Origin of the sequence: Maribacter sp. 1_MG-2023 (assembly GCF_030547005.1) — a bacterium.
In the GTDB taxonomy this organism is placed as follows: Bacteria; Bacteroidota; Bacteroidia; order Flavobacteriales; family Flavobacteriaceae; genus Maribacter.
The window spans coordinates 460378-474502 of record NZ_JAUOPN010000001.1 but is presented as its reverse complement, the minus strand read 5'-3'; the positions used below and the strand labels follow the sequence as shown (position 1 = coordinate 474502).

Here is a 14125-nt window from a genome sequence, read left to right as displayed (position 1 = left end):
TCTAAAAGACCTCTTTTTTTATACACTTCTATATTTTCTATCTACTATAATTAGGACTCTCTTTTGTAATGGTTACATCATGTGGGTGACTTTCATTAATACCACTAGCTGTAATTTTAACAAATCTTCCATTGTCCTGTAAAGTAGCAATATCTTTTGCTCCACAGTATCCCATACCAGCTTTTAAACCACCTATAAACTGGTGAATGCTTTCGTATAATTCACCTTTATAAGGCACACGACCTACAATACCTTCAGGCACTAATTTCTTGATATCATCTTCAACATCTTGAAAGTAACGATCCTTACTACCTTGCTTCATTGCCTCTACAGACCCCATACCTCGGTAAGATTTAAACTTTCTACCTTCATAGATAATCGTTTCTCCTGGAGATTCCTTGGTTCCTGCCAAAAGTGATCCTAACATAACTGTATCTGCACCTGCAGCAATAGCTTTAGGAATATCACCCGTGTACCGAATACCACCATCTGCGATAACCGGAACACCAGAACCTTTTATAGCTGCTGCAACTTCTAATACCGCAGAAAATTGAGGGAAACCAACACCAGCAACAACTCTTGTTGTACAAATTGAACCGGGACCAATACCAACTTTAACTGCATCTGCACCCGCATCTACTAAATATTTTGCAGCCGCACCTGTAGCAATGTTACCAACAATAACATCTAGGTTTGGAAACTTCTTTTTTACAGCTTGTAACACCTCTACCACACCTTTGGTATGACCATGAGCTGTATCAATCACTACTGCATCTACTCCTGCATTAACTAATGCTTCTGCTCTTTCTACAGCATCGGCTGTAACACCTAAAGCAGCTGCAACACGAAGTCTACCGAACTGATCTTTATTGGCACTAGGTTTTTGGGTAAGTTTTGTAATATCACGAAATGTAATTAAACCTACCAACTTATAATTTTTATCTACAACAGGTAGTTTTTCAATTTTATGTTGCTGCAAAATATCTTCTGCTTCTGAAAGTGAAGTACCTTCAGCAGCTGTTACTAAATTTTCAGAAGTCATTACCTCAGAAATAGGTCTTTCGTTATTTTTTTCGAAACGTAAATCTCTATTGGTTACGATACCTAAAAGTTTACCATCGGCGTCAACAATAGGAATACCACCAATGCTATACTCTTTCATATTAGCCTTGGCGTCTTTTACTTTTGAATCAAGTGGTTGGGTAACCGGATCTAAAATCATTCCGCTTTCAGCCCTTTTTACCTTTCGCACCTTCATGGCTTGCTGCTCAATGGTCATGTTTTTGTGCAGTACACCAATGCCACCTTCTTGAGCCATGGCAATTGCCATTCTAGACTCTGTAACCGTATCCATCGCTGCCGATATGATAGGTACGTTGATTGTAATATTTCTTGTGAATTTTGTCTGAATACTAACTTCTCTTGGAAGCACTTCAGAATATGCAGGTACTAATAATACGTCGTCGTATGTTAGACCTTCTCCTAGAATTTTATTTTGGTGGGCTTGCATAGCAATTAAGGATTTAATTGCGTGCAAATATAGTGAATATAGTTGGTTTATTTATTCTTCACCAAACCTTAGCAAAAGCTTCACATTAATTAAAGATTAGTAATTAAAAAACACCACTATTCTAGACATGCAATTTATGTATTAAACAACGCTATTGAACAACTTCGGGGCAAACACTCTAGGTATTCTAAGAGGCCTAACTTAAAAATTATAAGCTAGCCTCTCGAAGTATTAAAGTCTCGATTATCGAATAAAATTCTAAAGTTTAAATTGTAATGTTGTGTAGAACGTTCTAGGTTCTGAAGGAATAATACCCGGCCCTGGGTAGCCAGTTGCTCTACGTGTAAAATAACTATTGTTAAGGACATTGTTTATACCTGCTTCAAGCTTCCAGTTCTTGTATGTATATGCTAATGAAAAATCAAGAATATCATACGCTGGTATTTCACCCTCTATACCTCTTTGGTTATCATTTACATCTTGCGGAGCATTGGTAGCATCAGTAAACTGTTTTGATAAATATGTGTACTGTAAACTTCCCAATAAGTTATCATAGCCAAAATTTAATCCTGTTTTTAAATTTACAGCCGGTATAAACTCAACATTATTACCTTCTACATTTGTCTCTTCCGAAGACAAATATTCAGATTCTGTAAGGGCAAGGTTTAAAAAATAGTTCAATTTTAATTTATCATTTCCACTAAAAAAAGTTTCCTTGATACTCCAGTTTCCAAAGCTTTCTAACCCATACATAAAAGCGGTACCTATATTCCCACGAAAGCGTATAATACTCCCTGTTTCTACTTCTTCGCCAGCTGCATTTATCTGCGTTTCACTTTTAAGAATTTCTCCAAGTCTATTATCATACAACAGACCAAAAGCACTAACATCATAAGAGAAAACATTTTTATGCCTTCCACGCAACCCTACATCCGCAGTAAAACCATCTTCATCACTAATGTTTTCATCTACTTGAAATGAAGGATTAACAACCCTTATATCACTAAAAGTCACCGATCTGTAGTTTTGAGAAAAATTTCCATAAAATTCCACACTTGGGTTTAGCTTATAAGTTGCACCTAGACCTAGCAACAAAAATGTTCTATCAAAAGCCCTATTATCCGTAACATCTTCATTTAACAATGAGTTACCCGCCAAATCCAGAACGATATTTTTGTAACTACCTATACTTTCTGTATTAATATGTTCTAACCTAAAACCGGGTGTTAATGTCAATTTAGAATTTATATTAAAAATATTCTCCCCAAAAAAAGCAAGATTGGAGTTAGGAAAATTAAACTCTGATTGCCTTTCATAATTAGGAAACTCATCATCGGCAAAATTAAAGTCTGCATTTGCAGCTGTTGTACCAGGGCCTTGCCGTTGATTATTATCTGTTCTGTAAATTTTAGACCCAATCAATAATGCTGATTCGGTATCACCTAGTTTATATCTGGTAAGCAATCTTGCCTCTGCACCCCAATTTTGAAAGTTATCTATTAACAATTCTCTTGGTTCTTCTAAATCATCGGGCTGTGACACTCTATTAGTTCTAAACCCAAGTGCACTTCTTGATGCATCTAAGCCAAAAACATTCAAACTAAAATCCATTTTTGAAGAGAATTTATGATCTAATCTAAGAGAGTATAGTTTCCAATCTACATCAAACCAATTTCTCTCTCTATTACTAAATGTTGGGTCCTCAATAAATTGGGCATCTGTTAGACCACCTGGTTGTTGAGCCAAATAATTAAGAAACGTAGTCTCAAGCGTAAGTTTAGTTTTATCAGAAACTTGATATCCAATATGAGCAAAATAATTTCTACTGTTATAATCCGAATTTGGTCTAAAACCACTTCCCTCTTTATAATTAAAATAGGTATAATAACTTATTTTTCCAACGGTACCACTTAGACTATTAAAAGAAGTTTTTAAATTATAAGATCCTAAAGTTTGTCTAGAAATCAGTTCTATTTTTTTATTTGAATTTGGTTGTTTGAATTTAAAATTGACCAAACCACCAAATTGGGTACCATATTGCAAAGATGCAGCACCTCTAACTACTTGAATTTCTTCTAAAGCTTCAGCTGGAGGAGTGTAATAGCTCTCTGGATAGCCTAAAACATCTGCACTAATGTCATACCCATTCTGTCTGGTATTAAAATTTGCCGTTCTATTGGGATCCAAACCTCTACCGCCAATATTAAGTTGCAAACCAGCATCTCCATTATCATAAATATTTAGCCCTACGACTTGACTATAGATCTGTCGCGGATTGTTAGCTGCCAAATTACCCGTAATATTTTCCAGTAAAACAACCTCACTTTTTTTACCCGCATAAATAGCGGTTCCGTCGACTTTCTTTAGTTGCTTTAAGGCAAAGACTTCTTCTCGCTTTTGCGTTATAACCACTTCTGACAAATTGTTGACTTTTAGATGCTGCAGTGTTACGTTATAAGTAACGTTGTCATTTAGTACCACATCTTGTTCTTCAATTTCAAACTCATAAGCAAATACAACAATAGTATAAGTACCTGACGCTAAAATTTCTACTGAATAATAACCTTCTGAATTTGTCGTTTCTAAAAGTTCCAATTCTTTAATGTACAATTCTGCATCAGAAACGGGTACACCATCTTCATCGGTTATTTGTCCTGAAATACTTAGTTGCCCAAATAATGGAAATGATACTAATAATAACAGTATATAACTAAATTCCTTTAATCTCATCTTTAAATGGTATTATCCAATTCTTATGTAAAAAAGACTCTCTTTGTTTTCCAAGATCAATAGTAGGATCTATATATGTTGTACTTAACCTACCATTTAAACTAACTTGGCAATCTACGAATACCTGCACATTTTTATGACCATCTTTTTCAAAATGATTTTTTAAAAAATGAGCATATTCCAATATAAAATCTGGCTGAAAAGCCATTTGTTTTTCTTGAATAGGAGTTAAAAAATCTGAATTATTTACATAAAACCATCGCCCCGTATCTCCATTTACTATTTTGAATTGCGCATAACCTGATTTTTCCATTAGCATAACACGCCATGAAAAACGATATCCCTCTTCTGTCCAAAACAACTCGCCCGGATACAATAAGTACCTAAATGGCAACAATAGTTGTAAACAAAAGAAAAGTGCTAGTACCCCATATTTAATTTTGGTTTTAAAAGTCGGTATTTGCTTAAAAACTTTCCCTGTATTGAAACTATTAAGATTAATCTTAAAAAAATTAGAGAAGAAACCTATTATTTTTAAATGAACATTGGCATTAAAAAATATTAAGGCAGAGATAATCATTACAAAAGGGAAAACTCCAATTGGGAACAACACCCTGGTTAGCACATGAAATATAACGACCATAACAAATGCAAAAGTTCTTGTCTTTTTATTGAAAAGTAAAAAAGGAATACAGAGATCAAACAAAGCACCTGACCAACTAAAGGCATAGTGCACCCACTCTTCGCCCAGAAAACTACCAATTAACGGGGTATCAAACTTAGATGGTAACCATATTTTTAAAGGCATGGCTTTTAGCAACCAATCAGAATTTAATTTCGCCAAACCGGCATAAAAATATACGATACCCAATAACAACTTTATGCTGTTTATTGTCCAAGCAGGTATATACTGAAAAGCCCTTTTAGGATTATTATAGGCATCTAAAGAATAGTAAGCATTTGCAGGAAGAAAAATCATTAGAAAGCTTAAGAGACTAATAAAGTAGTAATGATTTAAATACGTGGACTTATCCATTAGCTCTATATAGGTAAAGCTTAAAAAGAATACTATAATAGCTAGCTTATAACGGTAACCAAGTACTACTAAAATGGCAGAAATAGCACAAATTACAAAGATTAAATAGGTAAGCTCGCCTACTGGTTTCACCCATTCAAAACCAAAATAGGAGAAAAAGAACTTGGGTTGCAGATAAAATTTATCAATCCATCCGTAAGACCAAAATCTAATAATGCTAAAAAGCATCATTAAACCAAATAAAATACGAAAGACCGCCAATGTGGCGGCCTCTACTGGAGCTTTTATATATGTATCTATTATCAATTTCATTAATCACCATCGGCATCAACAAAATCAATACTGATACTCATGGCAGAAACCATGTCTACCTTTAACATTGGTACTGCTTTTTGTACTTCGTCATATGCCAAAAACATAGCAGTTGGCGTATTATTATTCTCAATTTCTTCTCTAAAGGATGACAAATCTTGAATCAAATCTCTAGCCGTATTAAATTGGGCATTGATCAAGGCAGATAAATCTTCACCATCTTTTACTGTATTCAACGCATCTAAATAAGAAGCAAGGCTTTCCCCTTCAGTTTCGGAATTAAAATGTTTACCGTTGAAAAAATCCTGAACCGCATTTAAACCTTCTAAAAACAAATCGGCAGAAATAGTACCCTTATAATAGGCTTCAACGTTTTCAGGTAACGGAGCTCCAGAAAAAACACCTAAAGGGATACCCATTTTACCCGCTCTCAAATACTTTTCATAATAAAAGATATAATCGTTTACCATACGATCTACAGAGGCTGTAGAGGAAGCCCCATCATTGGCAACAAATGTATCTCTATATCCTTCTGTCCAGTCAGACAAGACAGTATCGGTCAACGATTTCATATCTAACAAAACATCTTCTGTATACATAAACAGTGCATCTTTATCACCTGCGCTATAGAAAGCTAAAATTGATGCATCATCCTCCCCTAAACCATTCAACAAATAATCTAATGCTGGGAAACCTTTAGAGCTTCTATTTGAAGAAAGCGATAAATCGTAAGTGCCAGTAGTAATAAAACCATCTATATTATCGGTATTAGTTGGATAAATATTCATATTCAACTGAAAACCAACCGTCTCTGCAGGACCAATTTCAAACATAGCAACACGTTGCCAAGAGATATATGCATTCATCCAAGATGAACGAAACTTAATCAAGTTATCTTCATTAGAATCTTCTTTAAATGTATCGAATGAATCTATTAGCAAATCTAAATCAGTAGAAAATGCTTCATAAGATGGTATAATAATATTATCTGCCCAATTTATTAGCATAGTGCTACGCTCAAAAGAAACCTTATCTACTGGATCAACAATCACCGTATCATCACTACCACTATCACTGGAACATGCCCAAACCAAGGTCAAAACAAGGAAAAATCCAATAATTCTATTCATTTCTTATTTTTATTTATTCTAATTAAATGCAAAAATAAAAAAAGCAATTCAATCTTATTAGAATGAATTGCTTTTTTTAAGTACTATTATTCAGCCGCTTGTGCTACCGTGAAATCAAATCTTGCTGCTATATCTTCTGAAATAGAATCTAATGTCGTTGATTCTACATTCCAAAGACCATTATCACCATCATCTAATAAATCTATTAAGAATGCATCAACCTCTTCTTTTGTAAAATAAGGGTCAGCAGAGTTTGGTTTTCTAGTAAATTGTAAACTATAGATAAAACCGTACGCCTCTGACATTGCATGGAACGCACCACCAATATTAGGAGATTCCCCTTCTAATTTTGTTTTACCATTTTGCAAGTAATAAACAGCTCTAATAGCGATTACTTTAGAAATGTTAGCCTTGATTATTTCTGCTTGTAAATCTCTAATATCATAATCTTTGGCAACAATTGCCGCACGACCTAATTTATAGGCGTCAAATATATCATCTGCTATACCTTCAAAATCTGAATCTCCATTGGCTCGTTCTATATATTCGTTCAAGAAACTATCTGCCCCTAAATCAGCATTAGGGTTTGCTTGATCGGCATTTAAACCATAGGCATAACCATAAGCTTCGTCCCATTTGTGTTCCATCGTAGTATAGTCCTTACCTTCTTCTACTACATCTGCATCATTATTAGCAACATTGTCTACCTCATCTAATACAGCAGTACTTAAGTAGTTGTTAAGTATCTGATCTGTCATTAAACTACCAATTAATGATTTTGCGAACATTTGATTATATTCCAAACCATTGGCATTTACATAACGTGTACTTTCACCATCAGCTAATTGCCCTGCAGTACCGGCGGTAGCGGCAACATCCCAATTAGGATAAACGTCTGTAATCTGAGCACTGATAAACCCATCAAGATCACCACGAATTATGGCTTGATCTGTTGCATTTGTAGAAAAATAATCTGCAGAAGCTGCAACCTTACTACGAAGACTTTTATCTGACTCATTTAATGCTGCTTCTTCAAAATCGATATCTCCTTCTACATGAGCGAACATTCCATTTAAATCATCAAGTGTATTTGTTGGGATGTTAAAATTTGACAGAAGCTCTTGCCCCATCTTTATTCTTGTGGTTTGCCCATCAAAGCTAACCGTGGAAACCCCGTTTCTAGTAAATACGTAAGAATCTGGCACTTCAAATTCAACAAAACAGTTGTCACATGGTGAAAGCTCTAAACTATCATCATCAGAACTACAAGAAGTTAACGATAAACCTGCAATGGCAGTAAATGCCAAAAAATATTTATTCATTTTATTATCCGTTTTTATTTAGACTTGTTTAAAATAACGATGCAAACGTATAACATGTTTTAATGCAAAACAAGCTTATCTATAATAAATCTAAATAAAATTAACGTTTAAATAATATGAGGTTGAAATATAATAAGTTACCTAATGATAGGCTGTAAATAACTCAGTAGCTTTATTGTAAGAAGCTTCAAAAGCCATCCAATTAACACCTGAGTCTACTTTTTCTGCAGTAAAATAGGAAAGCATTTTCTCTGTAGGCATATTACCAGTTAAATCATCTTTAGCCATTGGGCAACCACCGAAACCTTGTATGGCGCCATCAAAACGTCTACAACCGGATTCGTAAGCAGCAGATACTTTCTCGTGCCACGTAGTTGGTGTCGTATGCAAATGTGCTCCAAATTCGATGTTTGGATATTTAGGAATTAGATTGGAGAACAGGTATGAAATAGTTTCGGGATCAGAAGAACCAACGGTATCTGAAAGAGATAATATTTTAGCTCCCATTTTTGCTAACTTCTCTGTCCACTCCCCTACAATATCAACATCCCAAGGATCACCATAAGGATTACCGAATCCCATTGAAATATAAGTCACCACCTCTTTGTTTGCGGCATCGGCTAAATTGAAAATTTCTTGTAAAGTCTCTACAGATTGTGCTATTGTTTTATGTGTATTACGCATTTGAAAGTTCTCTGAAATAGAAAAAGGGAAACCTAAATAATCAATTTCAGGGTGTGAAACAGCATCTTCTGCACCACGAACATTCGCTACAATAGAAAGTAGCTTAGTATTTGTTTTTGACAAGTCTAATTTTGCCAGAACCTCAGCAGTATCTACCATTTGCGGTATCGCTTTAGGCGAAACAAAGCTTCCAAAATCTAAGGTATCAAATCCGCAGCCTAACAAAGATTGTATATACCTGACTTTTTCATCTGTAGGTATAAACTGCTTTATGCCTTGCATAGCATCTCTAGGACACTCAACTATTTTGATCTTTGAATTAGACATTTCGTAAAAATACGAACTCTAAACAAGTATCTCATATTAATATTTCAAATAAACTACCCTATAAGTAAATAAATCGCAATTCCGATGAAGACAATAACTTGAATCCACTTTAAAACACACCCGGTCCTCTTATTAGCTGTCAGAAAATTGGAGATTTGACCAGATAAAACTGCGATAGCGCCAAAAACCAGTGAAGAAACCACTATAAATAAAAAGCCAAGGGTATAGAATTGAATAACATTGCTTAAAGAATCTGAAAATAGAAATCCCGGAAAAAAAGCTAGAAAGAATATGGTCACCTTAGGGTTCAACACATTCATTATAAAACCTTGTTTGTATAATGAACCTAATTTGTTTTTGTTCTTTGTTTCGCCGGCAATAGAAATGGCATCACCACCTCTATACACCATTACAGCTAAATATAATAAATAGGCAGCCCCAAACATTTTAATAAAAGTAAATATGGAAGGGTTATTCTTAATAATTGCAGAAACCCCAAATGCCAATAATGTAGTATGTACTAAACAACCGGTCATAAGACCTGCAACGACTGCTAAACCATATTTTTTGCCATTACTAATGCTTTGTATGAGCACGAATATATTATCAGGACCGGGTGAAAGTGCCAGAACAAAGGTCGCCATTGAAAATGCCAATAAAATCTCGTAATTCAAACTTAAAAATATTAGTTCTACCCGAAAAGTACGAATTACCGCCAATTACACCTATTTTTAATATCTTGTTTAAAAATCAAACACTATGAAAATCAAATTACTTCTGTTACTAATTAGTATTTCATTTGCTTCAAACGCTTTTGCCAAGACAAATGAAAACATGAACTCAACAACAATGATCCAAAGCGATAGCTTATTAAGGCACACCGTATTTTTTAAGTTTAAGGAAGGAACAACCCCTGCACAGATTAAAAAAGTTGAAGATGCTTTTAGTGCGCTACCTTCAAAAATTGAGCAAATAAAAGGATATGAATGGGGACTGAACAATAGTCCGGAAGGTTTGGATAAAGGGTTTACCCATGCCTTTTTTCTCACTTTTGAAAGTGAAGAGGATCGGGCAATTTATTTACCGCACCCAGACCACAAAGCTTTTGGAGCTGTATTAACTCCGCATTTAGAAGATGTATTCGTGGTAGATTATTGGACCAAAAAATAGAACCGATTATAATTAAAAAAGCCCTTGCACAAATTGTACAAGGGCTTTTTCTATATTAAAAAGTTTCTGCTATGCAGTAGCTGTTTTCTCCAAAAGAGCTTTGTTAATTTGTTTCACCAAAGCCGGTCCTTCATACACAAAGCCCGTCCATAATTGAATTAAATCGGCACCAGCTTCTAATTTCTCGATAGCATCTTCCGCAGAGTTTATACCGCCTACACCAATAATAGGGAATGCTTTATTACTCTTTTCCGCTAAAAATCGAATTACCTCAGTACTTCTATCTTTCAATGGAGCACCACTAAGTCCGCCAGCTTCTTCTGTTACCAAAGCATGAGATTTTAAATTCTCTCTAGAAATGGTCGTGTTAGTAGCTATAATACCATCAATAGTTGTTGTTTTTACAATATCAATGATATCTAATAATTGACTATCGGTAAGGTCTGGCGCAATTTTCAATAAAATAGGTTTACGCACAGTCGACTTACGTTCGCTTTGTTTCGAGTTCTCTAATTGAAGCTCATTTAACAGAGCCGTTAATGGCTCTTTATCTTGCAACTCTCTTAACCCAGGTGTGTTTGGTGAACTTACATTCACAACAAAGTAATCTACGTGATCGAACAAGGCATCAAAACAGATTAAGTAATCTTTAATTGCCTCATTATTTGGTGTCACTTTGTTCTTACCAATATTACCACCAATTAGAACCTTATGCTTTTTCTTTAAATTCTCGACAGCTTCAAAAACCCCGTGGTTATTGAATCCCATTCGGTTTATGATAGCTTTATCTTCTTTTAAACGAAATAATCTTTTTTTCGGATTGCCATCTTGTGGCTTTGGGGTAAGTGTTCCTATTTCTACGAATCCGAATCCAAAATCTGATAATTCGTTATATAGAACCGCATTTTTATCGAAACCAGCAGCTAAACCAACAGGATTCTTAAATTTCAATCCGAATAGTTCACGTTCCAAACATTTATCTTCAACTACGAACATAGATTTAATAAGACCAGATAGTCCTATTTTGGAGAAAAACTTAATGCTTGAAAAACTAATATGGTGAACTTTCTCTGGATCAAAAAGAAATAAAAGAGGTCTGATAAAAAGCCTATACATGTATATATTTTAGAAGCCACAAAAATACAAACTGTAAATGAGAAAGTTAAGCAATACTCTATCTGTTTTCATTAGATATACTATCTGTATAGACAGCAGGTACTACAATGTATGCTGACCGCGAAGCATCTTTGCATAAAGACAGATATAGTTCATATTGATTAGAATTAAATAGCGCTAACATTTTTTTATCCATCACTTCTTGAACTGTCGCCATACTGTCCATTACAACTTTGTACTTATCTGCTAATTGTCGAAGCTCGGTAACACTACTTTGAGGGTGTCTATTCTTTACATTCTCTAATTCATTACTTAAAACATCATTCCGAAATTTAACTTCTCCACTAAAACTTTCTAATTTCTCTTTTTGCATTTCGTTCAATTGAAAAATATCAGAAATAATAGAATCGTTTGTAACACCAACACCAAGAATACAATCTGCCTGTGCATTTATATTTGTAAAAAGTAAAAGAAAAGCCATTGCCACTATAAATCTAATTTTCATCATCATTTAATTTATCGAATCTTACGTTTACTAATTTACAATTTATAACCTTATTTTTGATAAAACACATTTTACATGCAGCATATCATTGATCGTTTCATAAGTTATATTACTATTGATACGCAAAGCGACTCATCTTCAGACACCACGCCAAGTACCGAAAAACAGTGGAATTTAGCTAACAAATTAGTTGACGAATTACAGGCCATAGGTCTGTCTGACGTTACTATAGACGACAATGCTTACATAATGGCCACCTTACCATCAAATGTAGACCATGAGGTACCTACCATTGGTTTTATATCTCATTTTGATACGTCTCCTGATTTTTCAGGTACCAATGTAAATCCGCAAATCATAAGAGATTACGATGGTAAAGATATTGTTCTGAATAAGGAAAAAGACATCATTCTATCATCATCTTATTTTGATGATTTACTGCAGTATATTGGTCAGACACTAATTACTACAGATGGCACAACATTGTTAGGTGCCGATGATAAAGCTGGTATTGCCGAGATTGTAACAGCCATGGAGTATTTGATCAATAATCCTAAAATAAAGCATGGCAATATAAGAATTGGGTTTACACCAGATGAAGAAATTGGTCGTGGAGCACATAAATTTGATGTAGAAAAATTTGGCGCAGAATGGGCATATACTATGGATGGTAGCCAGATTGGTGAATTGGAATATGAAAATTTCAATGCAGCAGGTGCCAAAATAACTATAAAAGGCAAAAGTGTACACCCAGGTTATGCAAAAGGCAAAATGGTGAATGCACTTTTAATAGCCAATAAGATTATAAGCGATTTACCCAAGCACGAAGTACCTGAAGAAACATCTGGGAGAGAAGGCTTTTTTCATGTGCATCACTTTGACGGAGAAATTGAAAATACAACTGTAGAACTTATTATTAGAGATCACGATTTAAAACGTTTTGAGCAACGTAAAAAATTAGTAGAAGACATCGTACAAAAATTTAATAACGAATATGACAATTGTATTGAGCTAGAATTAAAAGATCAATACTTTAATATGAAAGAGAAGGTAAAGCCTGTTTTTCACATTGTAGAAACCGCTAAAAAGGCAATGGAAGATATAGGTATAAAACCTATTATTAAACCAATACGCGGTGGTACAGATGGGTCGCAATTAAGTTACATGGGGCTACCATGCCCAAACATATTTGCTGGTGGACATAATTTTCATGGTAAATATGAATATGTACCCGTAGAAAGCATGCAAAAAGCGGTTGAAGTTATTGTACGTATTTGTGAGCTGACAGCAAACCAATAATACGATGGAAAAGCAAGAGAAATTGGATAAATTCTATAATGAGCCACATCGTTTTAAAAATGAAGTAGCTGAATTACGAACTCTTGCCTTAGCGTGTAGAATGACAGAAACTTACAAATGGAATTTCCCTACCTACATGATCAATAATAAAAATGTCATCGCTATAAACAAATTCAAAAATCACTTCGGAATCTGGTTTTTTAACGGTGTCTTTTTAAGTGATCCTAAAAAGGTTTTAGAAAATGCACAAGATGGAAAAACCATGGCGATGCGCCACTGGAAATTTACTACACTTGAAGGCATTGATAAAAAAGAAGTTACAGCGTACATAAACGAAGCTATTGAGAATCAAAAAAAGGGGCTACAATTAAAGGTTGAGAAAAAACCTAAGACCAAAATTATAATTCCCGTTCACTTATCCATTGCGTTAGAAAACAACGACGACATAAAAGCTGCTTTTAGCAAATTAACTTATTCTAAACAGAAAGATTACGCTGAGTATATAACAACTGCCAAACAAGAAAAAACAAAACTGTCGCGTTTAGAAAAGATAGTTCCGTTGATATTAGCAGGCAGGGGAATTCATGACCAATACAAGAAGTAAGTTATTATCTAAAAAATTAAAGCAAAAAAAACACCGATGTTTCCATCGGTGTTTTTTATATGAATTCAGAAAGAATTACTTTTTCTCTGGAGCGTTTAATTTAGCGCTCATTTCCATGGATATGGCAGATCGATCAAACTTTAATTTTCCCGCCATTGTTTCCAATACACAAGAAGAATCTTTATCATTTAAATCTACTACCTTACCGTGCAGACCACTTTTGGTGATAACACGATCACCACGTTTTAATTCTGCTGAAAATTTCTTTTCATCCTTTTGTCTTTTCATTTGAGGTCTGATCATAAAAAAATATGCGACCACAAAAATCAAAATCATCGGAAGAAACTGCCCTATATCACCCATCTTTGGTATATCTGTAA

General features: G+C 34.5%; 13 protein-coding genes. 3 read left to right on the top strand and 10 right to left on the bottom strand.

Annotated features, from left to right (window positions below):
• Window positions 1-37: 37 nt before the first annotated feature.
• From guaB to Q4500_RS02100, 7 genes are all read right to left on the bottom strand, one after another.
• Window positions 38-1510, bottom strand: a complete 1473-nt coding sequence (gene guaB / locus Q4500_RS02130) for an IMP dehydrogenase (RefSeq protein ID WP_303598104.1) — start codon at window positions 1508-1510, stop codon at window positions 38-40.
• Between the two features lie 258 nt (window positions 1511-1768).
• Complete coding sequence (locus tag Q4500_RS02125; RefSeq protein ID WP_303598103.1) at window positions 1769-4240, bottom strand: TonB-dependent receptor; 2472 nt, start codon at window positions 4238-4240, stop codon at window positions 1769-1771.
• Window positions 4221-5588, bottom strand: a complete 1368-nt coding sequence (locus Q4500_RS02120; RefSeq protein ID WP_303598102.1) for an HTTM domain-containing protein — start codon at window positions 5586-5588, stop codon at window positions 4221-4223. Before Q4500_RS02120 ends, Q4500_RS02125 begins: the two co-directional genes overlap by 20 nt.
• On the bottom strand, window positions 5588-6718 hold the full coding sequence (locus tag Q4500_RS02115) for an imelysin family protein (protein WP_303598101.1): 1131 nt from the start codon (window positions 6716-6718) through the stop codon (window positions 5588-5590). The genes Q4500_RS02120 and Q4500_RS02115 overlap by 1 nt, the downstream gene beginning before the upstream one ends.
• Window positions 6719-6804: 86 nt before the next feature.
• Window positions 6805-8040, bottom strand: coding sequence for a DUF4856 domain-containing protein (locus Q4500_RS02110; RefSeq protein WP_303598100.1), 1236 nt, complete (start codon window positions 8038-8040; stop codon window positions 6805-6807).
• Between the two features lie 141 nt (window positions 8041-8181).
• On the bottom strand, window positions 8182-9051 hold the full coding sequence (locus Q4500_RS02105; protein WP_303598099.1) for a hydroxymethylglutaryl-CoA lyase: 870 nt from the start codon (window positions 9049-9051) through the stop codon (window positions 8182-8184).
• A 53-nt stretch (window positions 9052-9104) separates the two neighbouring features.
• On the bottom strand, window positions 9105-9725 hold the full coding sequence (locus Q4500_RS02100; protein ID WP_303598098.1) for a LysE family translocator: 621 nt from the start codon (window positions 9723-9725) through the stop codon (window positions 9105-9107).
• A gap of 85 nt (window positions 9726-9810) precedes the next feature.
• Between Q4500_RS02100 and Q4500_RS02095 the strand changes: the two genes are divergently transcribed.
• Window positions 9811-10221 (top strand): Dabb family protein, encoded by a 411-nt coding sequence (locus tag Q4500_RS02095; protein ID WP_303598097.1) that lies wholly within the window; start codon window positions 9811-9813, stop codon window positions 10219-10221.
• 69 nt (window positions 10222-10290) lie between these two features.
• Here Q4500_RS02095 and Q4500_RS02090 read toward each other — a convergent pair whose 3' ends face one another.
• Together Q4500_RS02090 and Q4500_RS02085 are read right to left on the bottom strand one after the other, a co-directional pair.
• On the bottom strand, window positions 10291-11337 hold the full coding sequence (locus Q4500_RS02090) for a quinone-dependent dihydroorotate dehydrogenase (protein ID WP_303598096.1): 1047 nt from the start codon (window positions 11335-11337) through the stop codon (window positions 10291-10293).
• Window positions 11338-11395: 58 nt separating this feature from the next.
• Window positions 11396-11842: a hypothetical protein gene (locus Q4500_RS02085; RefSeq protein ID WP_303598095.1), complete on the bottom strand. Its 447-nt coding sequence runs from the start codon at window positions 11840-11842 to the stop codon at window positions 11396-11398.
• Between the two features lie 75 nt (window positions 11843-11917).
• Between Q4500_RS02085 and pepT the strand changes: the two genes are divergently transcribed.
• Window positions 11918-13141 carry a peptidase T gene (pepT, locus tag Q4500_RS02080; protein WP_303598094.1) on the top strand — a complete coding sequence of 408 codons (1224 nt, stop codon included), beginning with the start codon at window positions 11918-11920 and terminating at the stop codon, window positions 13139-13141.
• Between the two features lie 4 nt (window positions 13142-13145).
• The gene (locus Q4500_RS02075; protein ID WP_303598093.1) at window positions 13146-13745 is read left to right on the top strand and encodes a YdeI family protein; all 600 of its coding nucleotides are present in this window, start codon (window positions 13146-13148) and stop codon (window positions 13743-13745) included.
• Between the two features lie 75 nt (window positions 13746-13820).
• Here Q4500_RS02075 and yajC read toward each other — a convergent pair whose 3' ends face one another.
• On the bottom strand, window positions 13821-14108 hold the full coding sequence (gene yajC / locus Q4500_RS02070; protein WP_073243291.1) for a preprotein translocase subunit YajC: 288 nt from the start codon (window positions 14106-14108) through the stop codon (window positions 13821-13823).
• Window positions 14109-14125: the final 17 nt, after the last annotated feature.

Bases quoted from the DNA above. Each gene is read 5' to 3' on its own strand.
- guaB (WP_303598104.1), bottom strand. From the start codon at position 1,510: ATGCAAGCCCACCAAAATAAAATTCTAGGAGAAGGTCTAACATACGAC.
- Q4500_RS02125 (WP_303598103.1), bottom strand. From the start codon at position 4,240: ATGAGATTAAAGGAATTTAGTTATATACTGTTATTATTAGTATCATTT.
- Q4500_RS02120 (WP_303598102.1), bottom strand. From the start codon at position 5,588: ATGAAATTGATAATAGATACATATATAAAAGCTCCAGTAGAGGCCGCC.
- Q4500_RS02115 (WP_303598101.1), bottom strand. From the start codon at position 6,718: ATGAATAGAATTATTGGATTTTTCCTTGTTTTGACCTTGGTTTGGGCA.
- Q4500_RS02110 (WP_303598100.1), bottom strand. From the start codon at position 8,040: ATGAATAAATATTTTTTGGCATTTACTGCCATTGCAGGTTTATCGTTA.
- Q4500_RS02105 (WP_303598099.1), bottom strand. From the start codon at position 9,051: ATGTCTAATTCAAAGATCAAAATAGTTGAGTGTCCTAGAGATGCTATG.
- Q4500_RS02095 (WP_303598097.1), top strand. From the start codon at position 9,811: ATGAAAATCAAATTACTTCTGTTACTAATTAGTATTTCATTTGCTTCA.
- Q4500_RS02090 (WP_303598096.1), bottom strand. From the start codon at position 11,337: ATGTATAGGCTTTTTATCAGACCTCTTTTATTTCTTTTTGATCCAGAG.
- Q4500_RS02085 (WP_303598095.1), bottom strand. From the start codon at position 11,842: ATGAAAATTAGATTTATAGTGGCAATGGCTTTTCTTTTACTTTTTACA.
- pepT (WP_303598094.1), top strand. From the start codon at position 11,918: ATGCAGCATATCATTGATCGTTTCATAAGTTATATTACTATTGATACG.
- Q4500_RS02075 (WP_303598093.1), top strand. From the start codon at position 13,146: ATGGAAAAGCAAGAGAAATTGGATAAATTCTATAATGAGCCACATCGT.
- yajC (WP_073243291.1), bottom strand. From the start codon at position 14,108: ATGGGTGATATAGGGCAGTTTCTTCCGATGATTTTGATTTTTGTGGTC.